The 19,811-nt window shown below is 68.4% G+C and carries 20 protein-coding genes; 9 read left to right on the plus strand and 11 right to left on the minus strand.

Features of this window, described 5'->3' with window-relative positions:
• Positions 1–53: 53 nt before the first annotated feature.
• Positions 54–548 carry a DUF6764 family protein gene (locus tag ABZW96_RS16910; RefSeq protein ID WP_355075507.1) on the minus strand — a complete coding sequence of 165 codons (495 nt, stop codon included), beginning with the start codon at positions 546–548 and terminating at the stop codon, positions 54–56.
• Between the two features lie 124 nt (positions 549–672).
• Between ABZW96_RS16910 and ABZW96_RS16915 the strand changes: the two genes are divergently transcribed.
• Positions 673–1,530, plus strand: a complete 858-nt coding sequence (locus ABZW96_RS16915) for a MerR family transcriptional regulator (RefSeq protein WP_355075509.1) — start codon at positions 673–675, stop codon at positions 1,528–1,530.
• Positions 1,531–1,675: 145 nt separating this feature from the next.
• On the opposite strand, the gene ABZW96_RS16920 is transcribed toward ABZW96_RS16915, so the two are convergent.
• Positions 1,676–3,043: an NtaA/DmoA family FMN-dependent monooxygenase gene (locus tag ABZW96_RS16920; protein ID WP_355075511.1), complete on the minus strand. Its 1,368-nt coding sequence runs from the start codon at positions 3,041–3,043 to the stop codon at positions 1,676–1,678.
• An 11-nt stretch (positions 3,044–3,054) separates the two neighbouring features.
• Positions 3,055–4,269: an LLM class flavin-dependent oxidoreductase gene (locus ABZW96_RS16925; RefSeq protein WP_355075512.1), complete on the minus strand. Its 1,215-nt coding sequence runs from the start codon at positions 4,267–4,269 to the stop codon at positions 3,055–3,057.
• Positions 4,270–4,636: 367 nt separating this feature from the next.
• Between ABZW96_RS16925 and ABZW96_RS16930 the strand changes: the two genes are divergently transcribed.
• Positions 4,637–5,668: an aldo/keto reductase gene (locus ABZW96_RS16930; protein ID WP_355075514.1), complete on the plus strand. Its 1,032-nt coding sequence runs from the start codon at positions 4,637–4,639 to the stop codon at positions 5,666–5,668.
• Positions 5,669–5,722: 54 nt separating this feature from the next.
• Here ABZW96_RS16930 and ABZW96_RS16935 read toward each other — a convergent pair whose 3' ends face one another.
• The 5 genes from ABZW96_RS16935 to ABZW96_RS16955 form a co-directional block, all read right to left on the minus strand.
• Complete coding sequence (locus ABZW96_RS16935) at positions 5,723–6,781, minus strand: LLM class flavin-dependent oxidoreductase (protein ID WP_355075560.1); 1,059 nt, start codon at positions 6,779–6,781, stop codon at positions 5,723–5,725.
• Between the two features lie 412 nt (positions 6,782–7,193).
• Entirely contained in the window at positions 7,194–7,535 is a 342-nt protein-coding gene (locus ABZW96_RS16940; RefSeq protein WP_355075516.1) for a hypothetical protein, read from the minus strand.
• The gene (locus ABZW96_RS16945) at positions 7,526–8,161 is read right to left on the minus strand and encodes an MspA family porin (RefSeq protein ID WP_355075518.1); all 636 of its coding nucleotides are present in this window, start codon (positions 8,159–8,161) and stop codon (positions 7,526–7,528) included. Before ABZW96_RS16945 ends, ABZW96_RS16940 begins: the two co-directional genes overlap by 10 nt.
• A 114-nt stretch (positions 8,162–8,275) precedes the next feature.
• On the minus strand, positions 8,276–10,219 hold the full coding sequence (locus ABZW96_RS16950; protein ID WP_355075520.1) for a glycoside hydrolase family 15 protein: 1,944 nt from the start codon (positions 10,217–10,219) through the stop codon (positions 8,276–8,278).
• Positions 10,220–10,380: 161 nt separating this feature from the next.
• Complete coding sequence (locus ABZW96_RS16955) at positions 10,381–10,962, minus strand: TetR family transcriptional regulator (RefSeq protein ID WP_355075522.1); 582 nt, start codon at positions 10,960–10,962, stop codon at positions 10,381–10,383.
• Between the two features lie 91 nt (positions 10,963–11,053).
• Here ABZW96_RS16955 and ABZW96_RS16960 point away from each other — a divergent pair, with 91 nt between their 5' ends.
• The 3 genes from ABZW96_RS16960 (at position 11,054) to ABZW96_RS16970 (ending at position 13,014) form a co-directional block, all read left to right on the plus strand.
• Positions 11,054–11,524, plus strand: coding sequence for a DUF4334 domain-containing protein (locus ABZW96_RS16960; RefSeq protein WP_355075523.1), 471 nt, complete (start codon positions 11,054–11,056; stop codon positions 11,522–11,524).
• Between the two features lie 6 nt (positions 11,525–11,530).
• Positions 11,531–12,619 carry an NAD(P)-dependent alcohol dehydrogenase gene (locus ABZW96_RS16965; protein ID WP_355075562.1) on the plus strand — a complete coding sequence of 363 codons (1,089 nt, stop codon included), beginning with the start codon at positions 11,531–11,533 and terminating at the stop codon, positions 12,617–12,619.
• Positions 12,620–12,873: 254 nt separating this feature from the next.
• Positions 12,874–13,014, plus strand: a complete 141-nt coding sequence (locus ABZW96_RS16970; RefSeq protein ID WP_355075525.1) for a hypothetical protein — start codon at positions 12,874–12,876, stop codon at positions 13,012–13,014.
• Positions 13,015–13,211: 197 nt separating this feature from the next.
• On the opposite strand, the gene ABZW96_RS16975 is transcribed toward ABZW96_RS16970, so the two are convergent.
• The gene (locus tag ABZW96_RS16975; protein ID WP_355075527.1) at positions 13,212–13,457 is read right to left on the minus strand and encodes a hypothetical protein; all 246 of its coding nucleotides are present in this window, start codon (positions 13,455–13,457) and stop codon (positions 13,212–13,214) included.
• Positions 13,458–13,945: 488 nt separating this feature from the next.
• Positions 13,946–14,677, minus strand: a complete 732-nt coding sequence (locus ABZW96_RS16980) for an IclR family transcriptional regulator (RefSeq protein WP_355075564.1) — start codon at positions 14,675–14,677, stop codon at positions 13,946–13,948.
• Positions 14,678–14,871: 194 nt separating this feature from the next.
• On the opposite strand from ABZW96_RS16980, the gene ABZW96_RS16985 reads away from it, so the two are divergent.
• From ABZW96_RS16985 to ABZW96_RS17000, 4 genes are all read left to right on the plus strand, one after another.
• Positions 14,872–15,696, plus strand: a complete 825-nt coding sequence (locus ABZW96_RS16985) for a fumarylacetoacetate hydrolase family protein (RefSeq protein ID WP_355075530.1) — start codon at positions 14,872–14,874, stop codon at positions 15,694–15,696.
• A 4-nt stretch (positions 15,697–15,700) separates the two neighbouring features.
• Positions 15,701–16,684 (plus strand): acetaldehyde dehydrogenase (acetylating), encoded by a 984-nt coding sequence (locus ABZW96_RS16990; RefSeq protein WP_355075533.1) that lies wholly within the window; start codon positions 15,701–15,703, stop codon positions 16,682–16,684.
• Positions 16,681–17,706 (plus strand): 4-hydroxy-2-oxovalerate aldolase, encoded by a 1,026-nt coding sequence (dmpG, locus tag ABZW96_RS16995; RefSeq protein ID WP_355075535.1) that lies wholly within the window; start codon positions 16,681–16,683, stop codon positions 17,704–17,706. Before ABZW96_RS16990 ends, dmpG begins: the two co-directional genes overlap by 4 nt.
• Positions 17,707–18,028: 322 nt before the next feature.
• On the plus strand, positions 18,029–18,967 hold the full coding sequence (locus tag ABZW96_RS17000; protein WP_355075536.1) for an undecaprenyl-diphosphate phosphatase: 939 nt from the start codon (positions 18,029–18,031) through the stop codon (positions 18,965–18,967).
• Positions 18,968–19,016: 49 nt separating this feature from the next.
• On the opposite strand, the gene ABZW96_RS17005 is transcribed toward ABZW96_RS17000, so the two are convergent.
• Positions 19,017–19,811, minus strand: a 795-nt coding sequence (locus ABZW96_RS17005) for an AMP-binding protein (RefSeq protein ID WP_355075538.1), incomplete at its 5' end; no start/stop codon positions are given.

Here is a 19,811-nt window from a genome sequence, read left to right on the forward strand (position 1 = left end):
TCCACGCCTCGGGCAACTACCCGCATGTCTGAGATGCTACGCATAACGATGCACTATCGAGGCGAAAAGCAGCCCTGCAATGTCTGGAAGTCGCCCGCGAAGCCGAACCCGCCCGCGCAGGTCGGCGTCGAGGTGCCGGTAACCGTGACCGTCGCACCGGGACCGGCGATGCCTATCGACAACCCTGGGCGCGCGCCGGTGGTCGTGACCGTCGCGCCGGGTCCGACGGCGATCGCGGCCGGGCCGGACAGGTATGTCGAGTTCGAGGTCGCCACCCCGCCGTTCTGCGCGATGGCCAGGGACAGGCTGTTCGGTGCGGCGTCCGCGGTGGCGTCCGCGTCGAAGCCGTAGGCCGCCGCGGCGCCCCCCGCGCCACTGCTCGCCGAGCAGGAGGCGGTGCTGTCGGCGGTCTGCGTCGCGGCGAGGCCGGGTGCGGGGCACTCCGCGGGGGCGGCGGTGGCGGCGGGTGCGGCGAACAGCATGCCCAGCCACGCCGCGCCGACGCCGGTGGTCAGCCCCACCGATCGCGTGAGAGTGGGTCGATCCATGACGTCCCTCCTTTGGTGCTCGGGCTTGCAAGGCTTCACGCTACGCCATTTTTGATGCAAAATCGATGCATCATTCGAATTCTTCCGAAAGGAGCGGGAGACATGCGGCGGATGCGGTCCCGCGATGGTTGACCAGGGGTCCGCCCGGTACGCGGTGGGCGCGGTGGCGAAGCGGCTGGGCGTTCCGGTCGCCACCCTGCGCAGCTGGAACCAGCGGTACGCGATCGGCCCGCCGAGGCATCGGCCGGGAGCGCACCGCCGCTATTCCGAATCCGACATCGCGACCTTGCGGAGGATGATCGCGCTCATCGAAGCGGGCGCCACACCGGCCGGTGCGGCACAGCAGGCGCTCGCCGAAGCTCCGCGAGTATCAGAGGGTCGCAGCGCTCTCCTGGTCGCCGCCGAACAACTGGAACCCGATGTCGCGCTGACTCTGATCATGGCTCCGCTGGCGCGCGACGGTGTGGTCGCGACGTGGAACAGGTTGTGTCGTCCGGCATTCGAGACGATCGTCGCGGCACAGGACGCCGGTCGGGGGCTGATCGAAGTGGAACATCTGTTGTCCTGGGCGGTGATCGCGGGATTGCACCGCATGTTCCCGCCGGTCCGGCGTCCGGGTTCGCAACCGCCGGTGCTCTTGGCCTGCACCGCGGGGGAGAACCACGTGCTGCCCCTGGAAGTATTGCGTGCCGCGCTGGCCGAGCGGGGCGTCGTCGCGTTGTTGCTGGGCGCGGCGGTGCCCGACTCGGCTTTGACCGAAGCCTTGGCGCGCCATGATCGGCCCTGCGTACTCGTGCTCTGGTCGCAGCTGCCCGCGACCGCCACCGCGGGAACGCTTCGGGCAGTGCGAGAGGCGGCGGCGCGGCTGCTGGTCGCCGGGCCGGGCTGGTCCACGGTCCGGCTACCGCCCGAGGCTCCCTACGTCGCCACTCTCGAGGAGGCCTTGGAGGTTCTCGGCGAACCCGGACCCGACGGGGCGTGATCCCGGGTCACTTCCGGCCCTGCCACCGATGGCGGGTGTCCACGCTCCCGCGCCGCCACGTCCGGCATCGGTGGCGTTCGATGCCGGACGTGGCAGGCGTGGGCGGCGGCGCTCGCGGTCGATACCACGGGCCGCCGCCGCGAACTCAGGCGTCGGCCGAAACCGTCTTCGCCGAGCGCACGTTCGGGAGGCCGAGATTGTCACGCAGGGTGGTCCCGGTGTACTCGGTGCGCAATGCACCACGGTCCTGCAACAGCGGCACCACTCGGTCGACGAATTCGTCCAGGCCCCATGGCACGAGGTGCGAACCGAGAATGAAACCGTCGGACCCGTCGTTCTGAACGAAAGTGTCGATCTTCTCCGCGACCTGTGCGGGGGTTCCGACCAAGGGACCGCGCTCGAATTGGTCGATCACCACCTCGCGCAGCGAGAGCTTCTTCGTCTCGGCGACCTGGCGCAGACGTTCGGCGGTGGCGAAGCGGTCTTGATGCACGAAGGCGCGGCCCTGGATGATCGGCGGAGCGTCGGGGTCCGGATCGATGTCGGGCACCGGCCCTTCCGGATCGTAGCCGGACAGGTCGCGGTTCCAGATCTGCTCCAGCAGAATCAACGCGGTCTGCCCGGTGACCTGCTCGTTGCGGACGGCATGGTATTTCTCGATCGCCTCGGCCTCGGTGTCCCCGAGAACGAAACTCGCCGACGGCAGAATCTTGATGTCGTCGGCCGCCCGCCCCGCCGCTACCGCGCGCGACTTGATATCGCGGTAGAAGTCCGCCGCCTCGGGCAATTTGCCGTACGGGGAGAAGATGGCGTCGGCATTGGCGGCGGCGAAGGCTCGCCCTTGCGGCGACACACCGGCTTGCAGGATCACCGGCCTGCCCTGCGGGCTGCGCGGCACGGTGAAACGACCGGAGATGTCGAACTGGCTGCCGCGGAAAGCGAATGCCCCGGCATCCGGCCGAGCCAGAAACCGTCCGGCGTCCTTGTCGGCGACGATGTCGTTCGCGTCCCACGAATCCCACAGGGCGCGAACGGCATTCAGCGTCTCCTCGGCGCGGGCGTAGCGGTCGGCGGGATCGAGGAATCCGCCGCGCCGGAAGTTCTGGCCGGTGAATGCGTCGAACGAGGTCACGACGTTCCAGGCGGCGCGGCCGCCAGAGAGATGGTCCAGGCTGGCGAACTGCCGGGCCAGTTCGTAGGGCTCGTTGAAGGTGGCGTTGATGGTGCCCGCGAGCCCGAGATGCTCGGTGACCGCGGCGATCGAGGCGAGCACGGTGAATGTGTCGGGACGGCCGATGATGTCCTGATCGAAGATCTTGCCCGCGCGTTCGCGCAGGATGAGCCCTTCGGCGAGGAAGAAGAAATCGAACTTGCCGCGTTCGGCGGTGCGCGCGGTGTGTTCGAAACTGCTGAAATCGATCTGGCTGCCCGCCTCCGGATGCCACCAGGCGGTGTGATGGTTGACGCCGCCGAGATAGGCGCCCAGGATGATCTGCTTACGGGGGGTGCTCATGGTGACCTCGCTCAGGCAGTCGCGTAACGATTGGGGACGTCGGTGGGCAGGCCGAGCAGCGCGCGCAGCGAGCCGTCCGGGTAGCCGGTGCGGAACACACCGCGCCGTTGCAGCGCGGGCACGAGCCGGTCGGCCACCGCTGCCAGATCGTCGACCGCCACGCCGGGACGCAAACGGAACCCGTCGATCCCCCGCTCGCTCCAGTCGGTGAGCAGATCGGCGAGTTCGTCCGCACTTCCCGCGAAGACAGGGGCGTCGGAATCGAATTCGGCACGCGCGAGGTCGCTCAACCGGGACAGCCGCTGCGGACCCGGCTCCTCGTCGGTGTCGAGGAAGACGGTGATGTCGGCATAGACCCGCAGCGGCTCACCGGCGCGTCCCACTCGGGCCGCGGCGGACGCGACTTGCTCCAGGATCGGGCCGGGGCCTTCGTCGCGCGTGGGCGTGACGAAGACCAGATCCGCACCGCGGGCGGCGAATTCGTAGATCAGCGGGCCGTGCGCCAGAGCCGCCACCACCGGCTGCCCTTGGGGCGGACGCGGCGTGATCGATGGCCCACGGACGCTGAAGAAGCGGCCCTCGAAGTCGATGTAGTGCAGCTTGTCGCGATCGATGAACCGGCGGGTGGCCACATCGCGGATCTCCGCGTCGTCTTCCCAGCTGTCCCACAACCGCCGTACCACTTCGACGGCGTCGGCGGCTTCGTCGAACAGATCATGGACGTGGCCGGGAAAGCTCCCGGAAGCGATCGCTTCCGCGATTTCGGCGGTGCTGAGATCACGCACCGATCGACGTCCGAAGTGGGCCGCCTCCTCGGCCGTCCCGGACACCCGCGCCTGCCAGCCCGCCCGGCCACGCGACGTGTAATCGAGCGTGGCGATCGACTTGGAGACGTGGAAGGGTTCGGTGTGCGTGGTCGTCACGGTCGGGATGAGCCCGATGTGCCGGGTGACCGGGGCGACCCGCGCGGCGATCAGATGGGCGTCGAGCCTGGCTCGCACCTGATCGACGGCGTCGTCGGACGGTGCGTGCCGCTCACCGGGGATTCGCAGGCTGTCCTCGATGCTCACGAAATCGAGCAGTGCCCGTTCGGCCGTCGCGACCAATCCGGTCCAGTAACCGGGGCTGAACAGCTCGGCGGGCCGGGAGTTCGGCTCCCGCCATGCGGCCGGATGCCAGCCCGCCCCGTCGAGCGCGACGCCGAGGTGCAGTGGGTTCGGTGCCATCGTCTCCCGTTTCTCTCCATGCGCGAATGTCGTGCCGTGCAACGCGCGAACCTGCGCGTACCCGCCCGACGATGACCATGGCGGGAATCACCGGCCTCGGCCGGATCAATGGCGGGTCGCCGCGCGGGAATCAGTGGCTTCGGATAACACGTGGCCACGGCGGTGAGCGGCGCTACGGGCACGGGCACGACCGTCATCGCGCACGGGGTGTCAACGATTCGGATCAGCTCGATCGATGGGAAATACCCCGGGTGGCCGTGCCCGGCGACCATGGGTTTCGATCAGCGTGAGCCGACCGGTCGCAACGGCGGGGACGGAAGTGGTCCACTCTCCGTGATCGCGCATCGAAAGGAAGAGATACACACCGATGAGTTATGGCCCCTTCGATCTGACCTATGCCGCCGCCGACGACCGGTACGAGAAGGTCCCGTACCGCCGGACCGGCAACTCCGGCCTCGACCTTCCCGCCTTCGCCTTCGGCTTGTGGCAGAAGTTCGGCACCGATTACCCGTTCGCGACGCAACGCGAGATCATCCTGCACGCTTTCGATCTCGGCATCACGCATTTCGACAACGCCGACCGCTACGGTCCCCCGCATCGCGCCGCCCAGAAGAACTTCGGGGCGGTGCTCGCCAAGGACCTCGCTCCCTATCGCGACGAGCTGATCCTCTCGACCAAGGCGGGCAACCCGATCGGGCCCAGCCCTTACCTCAGGGGCGGTTCGCGCAAGTCGATCCTCACCTCGCTCGAACACAGCCTGCGCGACCTGGGCACCGAGTACGTCGACATCTTCTACCATCACAGCCCGGATCCGAGCACGCCGCTGGAGGAGACGGTCGGCGCGCTGGTCGGCGCGGTGCAACAAGGCAAGGCGCTGTACATCGGCCTGTCCAACTACGCGCCCGACCGCACCCACGAGGCCGCCGAGTTGCTCCGGAGGGCGGGCGTCCCGCTGCTGATCCACCAGGCGCGTTACTCGATCTACGACCGCCGCCCCGAACGAAACGGCCTGCTGGACACCGCCCGCCAGGACGGCTTCGGCACGATCGTCTACTCGCCGCTGGCCCAGGGCCTGTTGACCGACAAGTACCTGGAGACGATTCCCGACGGGGCGCGGGCGCGCAACAGCAGCTTCCTGTCGCCGGACGTCATCGACGAGACCTACCGGCAGCGCACCGCCGCGCTCGACAAGATCGCCCGGGCGCGCGGCCAGTCGCTCGCGCAGCTGGCGCTGCAGTGGGTGCTGCGGCGCCCCGAAGTGACTTCGGCGCTGATCGGCGCGAGTTCCACCGCGCAGCTCGACCACAACATCGCGGCGTCGAACTTCCCCGCGTTCACCGACGACGAACTCGCCCTCATCGACGAGCACGGCGTGCACGGGACCGGCCTGAAACTCTGACCCCGCGCAAGCGGTTGGGAGGGGCAGCGCGGGCGCTGCCCCGTCTCGGTCTCGTCACTCTCGCAGCAACGGAAGCAGCTGGTTGCCTTGGCGCTCGATCTCGCGCAGATACGGGGTGTCGGAGAGCACGAAGTGCGTGATGCCGAGATCCTGGTACTTGCGCAGCGACTTGGCGACGTCTTCGGGGGAGCCGACCAGCCAGGTGGTCCCGGCGCCACCCGCGCCGAACTTCCCGGGTGTGGTGTAGAGGTTGTCGTCGAGCACCTCGCCCTTCGCGGCCAGATCCAGCAGTCGCTGCTGTCCCACGGCCGTCCGGCGATGTGGGTTCGGCACGGGGGCGTGGTGGTTGTCGGCCATCTCCGCGACCTTCGCCTCCGCCTCGGCCCAGGCCTGCTCGGTGGTGTCGCGGACGAAAGTGGTGACCCGCAGGCCGAACTCCAGTGGCGCATGCTCGCGACCGAGTTCCTCGCTCAGCGACCGCAGGCGCTCGATCCGCTCCCTGACTCCCGACAGGGGCTCGCCCCAGAAGAGCTGGACGTCGGCCTCGGTCGCCGCTACCCGCTCCGCGGCCGCCGACGCACCGCCGAAGTAGAGCTTCGGGTGGCGGCGCTCGCCGCGCGGGACGATCCTCGGCAGCGCGGTGGAATTGCTGACCTGGTAGTACTCACCACGGTAGGTGACGTTCTCCTCCGTCCACAGCCGACGGACGAGTTGGAGGAACTCTTTGGTGCGGGCGTAACGCTCGGCCTGATCGCCCTCGGTCTCGCCGTAGGCCGCGAGATCGTCCTTACCCGACACGATGTTCACTCGCACCCGGCCGCCGGAGAGGTGGTCGAGGGTCGCCGCGGCCGATGCGAAGTTCGCCGGACGCCAGTAGCCCGGTCTGATCGCGATCAGCGGCTCGAATCTCGTGGTCCTGGCGGCGAGAGCCGTTGCGACGGTGAGTGTGTCCGGGCGACCCCACCCGGTGCCGAGCAACGCGCCCTGCCACCCGTGCTCCTCGAGCGCCTTCGCCTGAGCGGTCAGGGTGTCGAGGCTGTTGTGGTCGGCCACGATGGTGTCGCCGCGGTGTCCCGGCGTGACCTGATTCGGGATGTACCAGAGGAAACTCATCGGCGGTGATTCCTGTTCGGTGGTCGTGATCAACGGCGAATCACCCGACTGGCGGGTCGACCAGCCTTCGGACATCGGAATTATCGACCTCGAACGAGGCCGTAGGCCGTTCACAGCCCGCGTCGTTCACCCTGGACGACCGCTCCTGAGCTGCGACGATTCGCTGCGATGAGCAATAAATTCATCCAGATTCCAGCGCGGCCGATATGCCCTGCGGGATATCGGTTCTCGGTGGATCACAGTCCCGGAGAGATCCTGGTGCCGACCGGGGGAGAAGCGGCGGAATCACACCGCTGTGCGAGCGAGTGGGCGGAGCCGATCTGTGCGCGCATGTCCCGCGGCGATCCTGCTCGCGGTGAATCGACGAGGCCGATCGCCGTGCCCGGCGGAGCAACGGCGACCGGCCCGTTGGCTATCCGACCGGAACGATCGGGGTGCCCGAGCCCGGTCCCGGCGCGGGCGGAACCAGCGCACCTGCGGGGGTATTGGTATTGGGTGCCGACTTGGCGGGCGGGGGCGCCAGCACTTGCAACGGCAGTGCCGGTGGCGGCGCGGCGGGCCCGCCGCGCGTCCCGGGTACGGGCTTGTCGTTGCCGCAAGCGGTGGCGGAGGAGGGTGGTTCGCCGCAGCTCGGTCCCGGGCCGACCGGCACGATCGGATCGGCGGAGGCGGTTGCCGCGGCGATGATCAGCGAAACCGACACGCCGATCGGCGCCATCCAGCGTCGCGGCGCTCGCCCGTGCGTCACAGCCATATCGGGTCACCGTAGAGCGCGACCGAATTGTCCGCCGTGGCCGTGGATATCGACACGATCGCGAACGAGCGCAGGCTCACCGCGCCCGCGCACGCATCGATCTTGATTTGGATCTGATCGACGGAGATCGAACCGTGCGGTCCGGCAAGCGGTTTCGTCCCCAGCGTGATGCTGTTGATGGTACCCGGCTTGATGGTCGTCGACATGCTCGGCAGGGCCAGCGCGCTGCCGCCGACCCCGAGGCCGGGTGAGGGGGCGACGGTCACCGTGGCGCTCGGGCCGATAGCGGCGGAGATGCCCACGGTCAGGCCGTTGGAAACGTCTATCTGGCAGCCGATCTGGTATCCCAATTGCAGCGTTCCGGAGTTCACCGCCTCCCGGCCCTCGCCGCCGATGTCGGCCGCGGCCGACAAGGTGACGAATCCTTCCCTGGTGAACGGTGTCGCGGCGAGATTGGGTACGCGCTGCACGTCTTCGGCGGTCTTGCTGATCCGCAACTCCCAGCCGTCCTCGGTGCCGACGACACGAGATTTGTCCGCCACCGGGTCAGCGGTCGCGGGGGCGGCGGTCATGCCGAATGCCGCGGTCGCGGCGATGCCGAGCATCGCCATCGTCGAGCCCTTCAATGCAATCCTTAGTCCTGTTAACAGTCGAACGCGATAGTACTGACTCCGCTGACGTGGCGGTGCGAAGGCCGCCCACCGTTGGGGTGCAGCGGGTTTCGCCGATCGGGTTTCTGGTCAGCGGTGGATGTATCCCCGGGTGAGCGATGCGTCGTCCAGTCGCGGTGCGATCGATTCACCGCCGAGCGCCTGCCGCAGGAGTGTTTGCTCGTCCTGGATGACGTGCATGACGGCATTGATCAGGGCGAGGTGGGTGAACGCCTGCGGATAGTTGCCCCAGTGTCGGCCGGTTCGGGGATCGATCTCCTCGGCGTAGAGGCCGAGGGGGCTGGCGTAGCCGAGCAGTTTTTCGCACAGCTGCTTGGCTTTCTTCTTCTCGCCGACCTCCGACAGCGCCGATACGAGCCAGAACGAGCAGATCGTGAAAGCGCCTTCCTCCCCGGCGAACCCGTCGTCGGTCTCGTCGACGCGGTACCGCAGGACGAGACCGTCTTCGGTCAGTTCCTCGGCGATGGCCAGCACCGTGTTGCGCACCCGCTCGTCCTCGGGTGGCAGGAAACGTACCAGTGGGATGAGCAGGGTCGAAGCGTCCAGCGAGGTGCTGCCGTAGTACTGGGTGAACACCCCCCGGGAGTCGACCGCGTGTGCGCAGATGTCGGCGTGGATCTCGTCGGCGGCCTGTTGCCACCGGTGCGCGCGGGCGAAGTCCTGGTGGATGCGGGCCAGCCGGGCGCCGCGGTCGGCGGCGACCCAGCACATGACCTTGCTCGAGGTGAAGTGCCTGGGCTGTCCGCGGACTTCCCAGATGCCGTGGTCGGGCTCACGCCAGTAGGTGAGGGCACTCTTGACCGCACGGCCCAGCAGCGGCCAGGCCCGCGCATCGATCTGATCTTGATGACGGCCGTAGAGATAGACCGCGTCCAGCGCGGCGCCCCACACATCGTGCTGACGTTGCCGGTAGGCCTCGTTGCCGATGCGCACCGGGCCCGCGTTGTCGTAGCCGCGCAGGTGGGGGAGGGTCTGTTCGGCGAGATCGGTCTCGCCGCCGATGCCGTAGACGATCTGCATGTCGCGGGCTTCTTCGGTCAGGTCGAGAATGTAGGAGAAGAAGTCGTTCGCCTCCCAGGTGAAACCCAGCGTGTACAGGCCCCACAAGGCGAAGGCGGAGTCGCGGATCCAGGAATAGCGGTAGTCCCAATTACGCTCACCACCAGGTGTTTCGGGTAGTGACGTGGTGGCGGCGGCAGCGACGGCCCCGGTGGGAGCGAAGGTCAATCCCTTGAGCGTGAGCGCACTGCGAGTGAGTTCGGCGGTCCAGGGATGGTCCGGAAATCGCCCGCCCGCCAGCCAGTGCCGCCAGTGGTGGATCGTGCGCAGCAGCCGCTCTTCGGCCTCCGCGACGTCGCGGGGAGCGTCACGACTGCCCCAGGCGAGCGCGCAGAAGCGGGTGTCTCCCTTCTTCAACAGGGTGCGGGCGACCGCGTGCGTGCCCTCCAGGCCCAAGCGCATGTCGGTGCTCAAGGTCAGTTGCAGATCGGTCCCGTCGGCGCCGGCCTGTGCGAGGTGATAACTGCCGAGGTACTCCCACCGCGCGCGATGCCTGCCGTAGTCGAAGGCCGGTTGGCAGTCGAGCCCGAACTGGATCTGCCCGGTCTCGCAGTGCACTGTGCGCAGCAGGATGTGCTCGGCGTCGTAGTCCGTGGGCGTGCGCCGGTGGGCGCTGCGGCCGGGTTTCTGGTGCCGCCACGGTCCGACCAGCAGCACGTCGCGCACCGTCGCCCAGCCCTCGCCGCTGCGCCAGCTCGTCTCCATGACCATCGTGCCCGGGATGTAGCGACGATCGGTGGGCACCACGAAGTCGGCGGGAGCGAACCGGAACGAGCCGGCGGAGCGATCGAGTATCGCGGCGAAGACGCTGGGAGAGTCCATGCGCGGCAGGCACATCCACTCGATGGCGCCGCTGGGCGCGATCAAGGCGGTGACCTCGCAATCGGAGATGAACCCGTAGTCGTCGATGCGTGGGAACGCTGTGAGCCGCGGTGTGCCTTCGATCTCGTCCATGCGTTTCTCCGTCGTGGTCTCGGGGCTTACCGTCCGGCGGTCGTCCACCGGCGAGTACCTGGTGCACCGCCTTTCTTCGGGAGAACACTGTGCGCGGTATGAGCGCTGCGACGCTCCCATCAGCCCACCACCTCGTGGGCCGGATCGGCAAGCCCCGAGATCTAGCGACCGCCGTCGGCTCGGGTCGCCTCCGGGCTGACCAGCCGTCGTGCGGCCAGAACGGTGGCGGCGCGGCGTTCGGTGATGTTGTGCTGTGTGGTGCGGGTGGCGTGCATGGCCGCGGTGCGGGCGAGGTCGGTCAGCATGACGATCAAGGTGATGGGCGCGAACGCCCCGGTGATCAATCCCTGCTCTTGGCCGCGGCGGATCTCGGCGAGTTTTCCCGCGATGGTCCGGCGGATGGCGTCTTCGGCGGCGGGAATGTGGGTCTGCTCGATCTCCGCCCATGCCTGCAGCCGGGCGTTGTCCGGGTGCGCGACGTAGTGGTCGAAGAGCCGGCCGACGTAACCGGGCAGATCCGCGGCGTCGAGGGCGGTCTCGTCGGTGGTCTGGGCGACCCATTCCTCGGTGACAGCGGCGTAGAGCTCGTCTTTGCTCGCGAAGTACGCGTAGAGCCGGTCCTTGCTCGCTTTGGCCGCGTCGGCGATGCGGTTGATGCGCGCTCCCGCGATGCCGTACCGGGCGAACTCCGCTTTGGCCGCGACGAGGATTCGTTCGCGGGTGGCCTGACCTGCTGCGCGCATTGCCGCATCCTATCTTGCCGAACCTTTTGGTTCGGCTATACAGTTGCCGAACCAAAAGGTTCTGGAAACGGCGGCGGGAACGAGGATGGTTATGGGCTCTGTGGGGGCTGGCTGGCGAGAACTCGTCGCGCGGGAGACCGGAGTGACCGCGGCGGAGCTGGACGCGCTGTGGGCCGGCCTGCCCACCGCGCGCGCCGAGGACATCCTCGGCGAGTGGAAGGGAGCGGCGTTCCCGACCGGGCATCCGCTGCGCAAAGCGTTGTCGGTGAGCCGCTGGTACGGCAAGACGTTCCACAGTGTGCTGGACGCCAAACCGTTGATCTGCCGCGCCGAGGACGGATCGCTGTTCTCCGATGTCGAACTCGGCGGCGGTGGGGAAGCGACATTGTGGAACATCGAGTTCCGCGGCGAGGTCACCGCCACCATGGTCTACGACAAGCGCCCGGTCTTCGACCACTTCAAATGGCTCGACGAGAACACGCTGATGGGCATCATGAACGGCAGGCCGGAGCTGGTGCTCGCCGACGGCGAGTACTTCTACTTCCTGCTCGAGCGGATCTGACCGATGGTGACCACCACCGCGGTGCTGTCGCGCGACCCCGCCGCGCCGTTCACCGTCGAATCCGTCGAGATCGACGCCCCCCGCGAGGACGAGATCCTGGTCCGGGTCCAGGCCACCGGCATCTGCCACACCGACCTGGTCACCCGGGCGGCTGGGGCCGCCGACCGTCCCGTGCTGCTCGGCCACGAGGGCGCCGGAGTGGTGGCGGCCGTCGGCGCGGCGGTGACCGGTGTCCATCCCGGTGACCGTGTCGTATTGACCTTCCGGCACTGCCGGTCGTGCCGCAGTTGCCGAGCGGGACGCCCGGCGTACTGCGTGCGAGCGGTGGAACTCAACCAGTTCGGCGCGCGGGCGGACCGGTCGCGCCGGGTCACCGTCGCCGGAACCGCGGTGCGGGACGGGTTCTTCGGCCAGTCCAGCTTCGCCGCGTACGCCTTGACCACCGCCGACAACACGGTGGTCGTCGATACCGAGGTCGATCCGGCTGTCCTCGCCCCACTGGGCTGCGGGTTCCTCACCGGCGCCGGAGCGGTGCTCAATGTGCTACGGCCGGATCACGATGCCCGCGTCGCGGTCTACGGCGCAGGCGCGGTCGGTATGGCGGGTGTGCTGGCGGCGGTGGCGTGCGAGGTCGCCGAACTGGTTGTGGTGGAGCCGTCACCCGTCCGGCGGGCGCTGGCGCGGGAACTCGGCGCGACCGCGGCCCTGGATCCGGCGGCCGACGACATCGTGCCCACGATCCGGAAGCTGACCGACGGCGGGGCGACCCACGCGCTCGACACCACGGGATCGGCGGACGTGCTCGCCACGGCGGCAGGCGCGGCGGCGATCGGCGGCACGGTGGTCGCGGTCGGATTGGGCGCCGGGGTCCCGGCGATCGATCTGCGCGATATCGTGTTGGGCGGCAAGGTGATCCGCGGTTGCCTCGAAGGCGACGCGGTGCCCGCGACCTTCATCCCGCAGCTGCTGAACCTGCACGCCGCGGGACGGTTCCCCATCGACCGTCTCGTCACGACCTACCCGCACGCCGACATCAATGTCGCGCTCGCCGACCAGCGCGCGGGCACGGTCGTCAAACCGGTCCTCACCTGGTGAGGTGACCGAAGTCAGGCGGCGGCTGCGCCTCGGCACGCACGGCGGTTCCGGCAACTGGCACCGAAAGAACGGTTTGTTTGTGGTCGCGGGTGGTACCCGGTGCACGTATCGGCTCGACAGCGCGGTCGCGCCGGTACGCGATCGGGGGATCCCCGCTGCTCGACCACCGGCCGGTTCGACAAATGTCATCAAATCGTTTGCGCCGCACGAGAACGAGGGGCCCCTAAGGTTGAATGGCGCAAAGGAATTGCATCGTGATCGAGGACGCGAACGTGCCCGGCACCGACGATGAAGACCGAGACCGGATCATCTGGCCCGAGTCGCGTTTGAGCGCATGGTGGGCGGATGTCATGGGCCACCGCTTTCCCCGAACTCAGACGACGACATCGAGTTGATCCCCGGCCGCCGGTTCGCCGGGTGCGAGTACGAGCAGCGGGGGAGATGTCCCGGTGGACTGAACTCCTCAGTGCTCACGGCACGTGCGGCCGGGGGAGCGTGCGGTCCGGTTTCCCTGTCCCGGCCCACGCGGAGCGGATCCGCGGACGTCCTCTGAACTACCTTATTCCGGTATGACGGCGCACGTGCGCGTGTGCTACGCCCCGTCCGGTTGTGGCGTCCGGCGCAGCGCGAGGAGTCCGTCGATGATCTCGATCGCCGTCAGCGGAGCCGTCGCGGCGTTGTGGATCTGTGCGGCGAGACCCGCGGGGCAGCCGGGCCCAGGTCTGGCGGTCGTGGCGCACGCGGTACAGCCCGCGACGGCCTCGGCGAGATGCGCTTCGACATTGCGCACGTCGAGTGCGGTGATCAAATCGAACCCGGTCGAGAAGGGGATCGGCATGTCGATGGGTTCCTCCGGCTCAATGTCCGATCGGGTGGCACGTCGCCGCGAGTGGTCCGTCTCCGTGCCGCGCGGCGCGAATCGGCCGGAACGTCGGACGGCCGCGCGAGCAGGCGCCGACCGCTGCCGGGCCGTCGCGAGCGATGCATGGGCGAGAACTCGAGGCGCTGTCTGGTGGATGGGATCCGTTTGTGGCCGACCCCGTTGTCGGCCTGCCGACGTCGTTGTCGGGTCGGATGTCCGGTGACGTCGTTGTCGTTCGGACGAAAGGAGCAGCACGTGTTTATATAGGCTCCGCATCGGTAATGTAACAGATGGATATACCTTCTGGGAACCCGTCAGCTAACTCGGATTCGCCGACCTTTTACCCTGCCTGTGCCTGCTTTCGTACGCGTGCGGCGGAGCGCGGGCTGCGGTTCAGCGACGAATACGCGTTGCGGGACTACCGACCCCGTCCGGCCTCGTGCCGGGCGGGGTCTTCCTCGTGCTCAGGCGGGAGGCGCGGACAGCAACCGGGTCCGCCGGGTCAGGGTCGCTCCGATGCCGTCGGCGGCCGCGCGAACCGATGCCGCGTGGGTCTCGGGATTGAACCGATGGGACGGGCCCGCCACGCTGATCGCTGCGACCACCTCGTCCACCTCGCGAACGGGGGCGGCCACGCAGACGATGCCGGGCGCGGATTCCTCGAATTCGAAGGCCACTCCGTCGGCCGCGATTCGATCGAGCTGGGTGCGCAACGTGCCCGGTAGGGCCATCGTCCGGGGGGTGTAGCGGCGAAGCGGCCCGGCCAGCACCTCGTCCCGAAGCGCCGCGTCGGCGTTGGCCAGTAATACTTTGCCGATGGCCGTGCAGTGCACCGGCATACGGCCCCCGATCCGGGACGGGGCACTGGCCTGCCTGCGTCCGCCGATCTTCGTCAGGTACACGACATCCGTGCCGTCGAGAATGCCCAGATGCACGGTCTCGTGGATACGCGCGTTGAGTTCCTCCAGGAATGGAATGGACACTTCGAGCAGACTCCGCTCGACCGATGCGCGCATCCCGAGCTCGAACACATAGCTTCCGAGCCGATACCCGGCGTCGTTCCGGTCCAGTAGTCGGACCGCCACCATGTCGGCGAGGACCCGGTGCAGAGTGCCCTTCGCAATGCCGGTGCGCCGTCCCAGCTCGGCCAGGCTCAACGCGGTGTCATCGATCGAGAACGCCTCGAGCACGGCCATGATCTTGCCGAGCACGGTCGAACCGTCTATCGCACGACCAGCGAACGCGGATGACACGGTCGACCTCCAACCTCAGGACCCGCTCACTCTACCGCGGCGGCGTTCGGCTCAGTGGAACGCAATGCTGGCGGATGCGCCCACCTGCGGCGACAGTGAGAGCACTGTTTCACCCCTCACGAGATCCGGGACTTCCGATGCCAACACCCCCAGGCCTTGACCGACGCTCCGTGGCTGCCGACGCTGCCACGATCGCCGCCGCCGACCTGCTCAGCGCGGCCGCCCGCTCGGGCACCCCGTGCGGACCGGTGCGCGATCTGATCGGTGCCGACGACGTGACCGCCGCGTACGCGGTGCAGGAACTGCTGACCGCCGAGCGCATCGCGGCGGGCGCCGAGGTGGTCGGCCGCAAGATCGGCTTGACCTCCCCGGCGGTGCAGCGGCAGCTCGGTGTCGATCAACCGGACTTCGGAGTGTTGTTCGACGACATGTACTACGGGCAGGACACACCCGTGCCGCTGAGCCGGTTGTTGCAGCCGAAGGTCGAAGCCGAGATCGCGTTCGTGCTCGGCGCGGACCTGGCGGAGGGGCCGCTCGATGACGAGCAGGTCCGCGGCGCGGTCGACTACGCCGTGGCCGCGCTCGAGATCGTCGACAGCCGCATCGCCGGTTGGGACATCACCTTCGGTGACACCGTCGCCGACAACGCTTCGAGCGGTTTGTACGTGCTCGGCGCCGAACGCCGCACCCTGGATTCCTTCGAGCCCGTCACGGCACAGATGCGGATGTCGATCGACGGTGTCGAGGTGTCGACGGGAAACGGCGCGGCCTGCCTCGGCGATCCGCTGCACGCACTGGCCTGGCTGGCGCGGACCACTCGCGAGTTCGGCAGGCCACTGCGCGCCGGGCAGACAGTGCTCTCCGGAGCGCTCGGACCGATGGCGCCGATCCAGGGCCCTGGAATCGTCGCCGCGGACATCACCGGTCTCGGATCGGTGACCGCGACCTTCATTCGGGAGTGAAACCATGAACGACAGCCCCGCCAAGCTCAAAGTCGCGGTGATCGGATCGGGCAATATCGGCACCGATCTGATGATCAAAGTGATCCGGCACTCGACCGTCCTGGAGATGGGCGCGATGGTCGGCATCGACCCGGAATCCGACGGTCTGGCCCGCGCGCGCAGACTCGGCGTGCCCACCACGTCCGACGGCGTGCAAGGCCTGCTGGAACTGCCGAACTTCGGCGAGATCGACGTGGTCTTCGACGCGACTTCAGCCAAAGCCCACGCCGCCCACGCCGCGGTGCTCGAACCGCTCGGCAAACGCCTGATCGATCTGACGCCCGCCGCGCTCGGCCCGTTCGTCGTCCCGGCGGTGAACCTGGACGCGCATCGCCACGCGCCCAACGTCAACATGGTCACCTGCGGCGGGCAGGCCACCATCCCGATCGTCGCCGCCATCTCGCGCGTGGCGCCGGTCGCCTACGCCGAGATCGTCGCGTCCATCGCCTCGAAGTCGGCGGGGCCGGGCACGCGGGCCAATATCGACGAGTTCACCGAAACCACCGCGCACGCGATCGAAACGGTCGGCGGCGCGCGGCGCGGCAAAGCCATCATCATCCTCAATCCGGCGGACCCGCCGCTGATCATGCGCGACACGGTGCTGTGCCTGGTCACCGCCCCGGATCCCGGCACCCATGAGGCGATTCGCGAATCGGTGGAGCAGATGATCGCGCACGTGGCCACCTACGTCCCCGGCTACCGCCTCAAGCAGCAAGTCCAGATCACCGCCGTCCCGCAGGACCAACCGGTGCACACCCTGCTCGGCCCGGACACGGCGACCGTGCCCACCCATCAGGTGACGGTGTTCCTCGAGGTCGAAGGCGCCGCCCACTACCTCCCGGCCTACGCGGGAAATCTGGACATCATGACCTCGGCGGCCGTGCGCTACGCCGAATCCATCGCCGACACGATCGCCGCGGCGCCGGCGGGACAGGAAGCGCTCCGATGACCACCCAACTGTTCATCCAAGACGTCACACTCCGCGACGGCATGCACGCCGTGCGCCACCGCATCACTCCGGACGACGTCGGCCGGATCGTGGCGGCGCTCGACACGGCCGGTGTCGACGGCATCGAAGTAGCCCACGGCGACGGTCTCGCCGGAGGCAGCCTGAACTACGGCCCGGGAAGCAACACCGACTGGGAATGGATCGAAGCCGCCGCGGACAATCTCACGCACGCCCGGCTGACCTCGCTGCTGCTGCCCGGCATCGGCACCATCGAAGAACTGAAGCACGCCTACCGGCTCGGTGTGCGCTCGGTGCGCGTAGCCACCCACTGCACCGAAGCCGACGTGTCCGCCCAGCACATCGCCACCGCACGGGAACTCGGGATGGACGTCTCCGGATTCCTGATGATGTCCCACATGGCCGAACCGGCTCGCCTGGCCGAACAGGCGAAACTGATGGAATCGTATGGGGCGCACTGCGTCTACGTCACCGATTCCGGCGGCCGGCTGACCATGAACGGAGTCCGTGACCGGGTCCGCGCCTATCGCGAGGTGCTGGACCCCGGCACCGAGATCGGGATCCACGCGCACGAGAATCTCTCGCTGTCGGTGGCCAATTCCGTCGTGGCGGTGGAAGAAGGCGTCACCCGGGTCGACGCCTCGCTCGCCGGGCACGGCGCCGGAGCGGGCAACTGCCCGATCGAGCCTTTCGTCGCCGTCGCCGACCTGCACGGCTGGAAGCACAACTGCGATCTGTTCGCGCTACAGGACGCCGCCGACGACTTGGTGCGGCCCCTGCAGGACCGCCCGGTCCGCGTGGACCGCGAAACACTCACGCTCGGCTATGCCGGGGTCTACTCGTCCTTCCTGCGGCATGCCGAAACCGCCTCGCGGCGTTACGGCATCGATGTGCGCACGATCCTGCTCGAGGTGGGCCGTCGCGGGTTGGTCGGCGGGCAGGAGGACCTCATCGTCGACATCGCGCTCGACCTGGTCGCCGAATCCTCCGGCGCCACCGCCTGAACGGCATCGAGCTCGCCGACGGTGATCAAATGATCGACGTCACAGATCCTCTGTGATGTGTTCGGGACCAGCTGCTTTGCCGCGCCGGTGCGGCTTCCCCCACCTGGATCCCGGCCATACCGCCCATGGATTCCGAAGCCGCGTGCCCTCTTCGTCTCGTCGATCCTCTGCGAGCTCCGACGGTCCTTCCGCGGCTTTGGCTGCCGCGCAACGACATTCCGGTCCCGCCGCGACAGCGCCACCGCCGCGGCGGGACCGCCGTCGTCGCCGGCCGCGAGAGGCCCTCACGCGGTTGCGTTGTGTGCGTGCGAGACTCGGGGCGATGCTCACTTACTTTCAAGCGACAGTCATCGGGGCGGTGCAAGGTGTCACCGAACTGTTCCCGATTTCCAGCCTGGGGCACTCCGTGTTGGTCGCGGCATGGCTCGGAGGCGACTGGGAGAAGTTGACCGGCGAGGGCGAGTCCGGTGCGGGCACACCGTATCTGGCGTTCGTGGTGGCGCTGCACGTGGCGACGGCGGTGGCGCTGCTCGGCTACTACTGGCGCGACTGGTGCGTCATCGTGGCGGGCTTTTTCACCACGCTGCGCACCGGCCGCCTCGACACCATCCCCCAGCGGCTGGCCTGGTCGATCGTCGTCGCCACCATTCCGGTCGGCGTGCTCGGCTTCCTGCTGGAACATCCGCTGCACGCGCTGTTCGGGACGCCTTTCTACGCCGGTATCTTTCTCGCGCTCAACGGCATCGTGCTGATCGTCGGCGAGGGATTGCGCCGGCGGAACGAGCCGTCGCTGGCCGAATACGGGCGGCGGTTCGCTCGGCGGGAAGCCCGCAGAGGCACCCTCACGGCCGAGGCGGAGACCCGGCGCCAATCCGACCGGCCGCTGGCCGCCCTCGGGACAGCGGACGCTCTCGGCATCGGCTTCGCTCAGGTCGGCGCGCTGCTGACCGGCTTCAGCCGTGCGGGCCTGACCATGGTCGGCGGCCTGTCGCGGGGTCTCGCGCACGAGCACGCGGCGAAATTCGCCTTCCTGCTGGCCACTCCGGCGATCCTCGGCGCGGGAGTCCTGGAACTACCGGAACTGGTCGGCCCGCAAACCGAAGGCATCCGTGGACCGGTGTTGTTCGGAGCCATCGTCTCCGGGGTGTCGTCGTGGCTGGCAGTACGGTTCCTGGAGCGCTACTTCCAGACCCGGACCCTACTGCCGTTCGCCATGTACTGCATCGTCGCAGGCACCCTCTCGGTCGTCCACTTCAGTTGAGCTCTGCTCGGCCGAAGTCGCCGATCCGGCTCCGGCGCGGCCGGAACGATCAACCGGTCACGCATTTGTCGGCCTGCACCTCCTCGTCGGTGTCCAGGACGACCGCCGCGCCGACCATCCCGGCGGCGACCAGTTCGATGACAACGGCGGAGGATCTCGGTTCGCCGCGGTAGGGGATCTCGGACTCGTAGGTGAGTTCGTCCCGGTCGCGCAGTTGCGCGGCCGCGATGGCGAGATCGTCGTAGCTGAGGGTCTGGTCCCCGACGAAGGCCGGGTCGGTGCCGGTCAGTGCCCGGGTGCGGTGTGCGTAGGTGACCGGGCGGGGTGATTCGGCGGCGATCTCGGCGATGACGGCGGGGTCGTCGAGGGCGAGCCAGTCGAGGGTGCCGGTGGGTGGATCGCCGAGGGTGAGGCCGACTTTGGCCTCGAGGTCGTCGGGCAGTGCGGTGTCGGGGACGACGGCGGCGCCTGTTTTGAGGACGGCCCAGGTCGCGATGACCGCTTCCATGCCGCGATCCAGACGCAGTGCCACGCCCGCGCCGGGGCCGCAGCCCCGCGCGATGAGTACCCGCGCCAAACGCGACGAGCGGGTCTCCAGATCGTGGTAGGACAGCTCGTCGTCGCCGGACAGGATGGCGGGGGCGTCCGGATCGTCCTCGACGGCGGCCACGAGTGTTTGGGCGAGTGTGGTGCCCGCGGTCGCCGCCGAGTTCGGCGGCGGGGTGGGAACGCTTCTGGCCGTGCCCATTTCCCGTTCGGTTCGGTCGAGGATGTCGATGTCGCCGATGGGGGTGTGGGGGTTGGTGGCGATGGTGGTGAGGATGCGTTCGAGTCGGTGGCCGAG

Source organism: Nocardia sp. NPDC004168 (assembly GCF_040610355.1).
Taxonomy (GTDB): domain Bacteria; phylum Actinomycetota; class Actinomycetes; order Mycobacteriales; family Mycobacteriaceae; genus Nocardia; species Nocardia sichangensis.

What these genes read in the sequence shown, in the direction of transcription:
- ABZW96_RS16910 (WP_355075507.1), bottom strand. Translation starts at nt 548, where the DNA reads ATGGATCGACCCACTCTCACGCGATCGGTGGGGCTGACCACCGGCGTC.
- ABZW96_RS16915 (WP_355075509.1), top strand. Translation starts at nt 673, where the DNA reads ATGGTTGACCAGGGGTCCGCCCGGTACGCGGTGGGCGCGGTGGCGAAG.
- ABZW96_RS16920 (WP_355075511.1), bottom strand. Translation starts at nt 3,043, where the DNA reads ATGAGCACCCCCCGTAAGCAGATCATCCTGGGCGCCTATCTCGGCGGC.
- ABZW96_RS16925 (WP_355075512.1), bottom strand. Translation starts at nt 4,269, where the DNA reads ATGGCACCGAACCCACTGCACCTCGGCGTCGCGCTCGACGGGGCGGGC.
- ABZW96_RS16930 (WP_355075514.1), top strand. Translation starts at nt 4,637, where the DNA reads ATGAGTTATGGCCCCTTCGATCTGACCTATGCCGCCGCCGACGACCGG.
- ABZW96_RS16935 (WP_355075560.1), bottom strand. Translation starts at nt 6,781, where the DNA reads ATGAGTTTCCTCTGGTACATCCCGAATCAGGTCACGCCGGGACACCGC.
- ABZW96_RS16940 (WP_355075516.1), bottom strand. Translation starts at nt 7,535, where the DNA reads ATGGCTGTGACGCACGGGCGAGCGCCGCGACGCTGGATGGCGCCGATC.
- ABZW96_RS16950 (WP_355075520.1), bottom strand. Translation starts at nt 10,219, where the DNA reads ATGGACGAGATCGAAGGCACACCGCGGCTCACAGCGTTCCCACGCATC.
- ABZW96_RS16955 (WP_355075522.1), bottom strand. Translation starts at nt 10,962, where the DNA reads ATGCGCGCAGCAGGTCAGGCCACCCGCGAACGAATCCTCGTCGCGGCC.
- ABZW96_RS16960 (WP_355075523.1), top strand. Translation starts at nt 11,054, where the DNA reads ATGGGCTCTGTGGGGGCTGGCTGGCGAGAACTCGTCGCGCGGGAGACC.
- ABZW96_RS16975 (WP_355075527.1), bottom strand. Translation starts at nt 13,457, where the DNA reads ATGCCGATCCCCTTCTCGACCGGGTTCGATTTGATCACCGCACTCGAC.
- ABZW96_RS16980 (WP_355075564.1), bottom strand. Translation starts at nt 14,677, where the DNA reads ATGGCCGTGCTCGAGGCGTTCTCGATCGATGACACCGCGTTGAGCCTG.
- ABZW96_RS16985 (WP_355075530.1), top strand. Translation starts at nt 14,872, where the DNA reads ATGCCAACACCCCCAGGCCTTGACCGACGCTCCGTGGCTGCCGACGCT.
- ABZW96_RS16990 (WP_355075533.1), top strand. Translation starts at nt 15,701, where the DNA reads ATGAACGACAGCCCCGCCAAGCTCAAAGTCGCGGTGATCGGATCGGGC.
- dmpG (WP_355075535.1), top strand. Translation starts at nt 16,681, where the DNA reads ATGACCACCCAACTGTTCATCCAAGACGTCACACTCCGCGACGGCATG.
- ABZW96_RS17000 (WP_355075536.1), top strand. Translation starts at nt 18,029, where the DNA reads ATGCTCACTTACTTTCAAGCGACAGTCATCGGGGCGGTGCAAGGTGTC.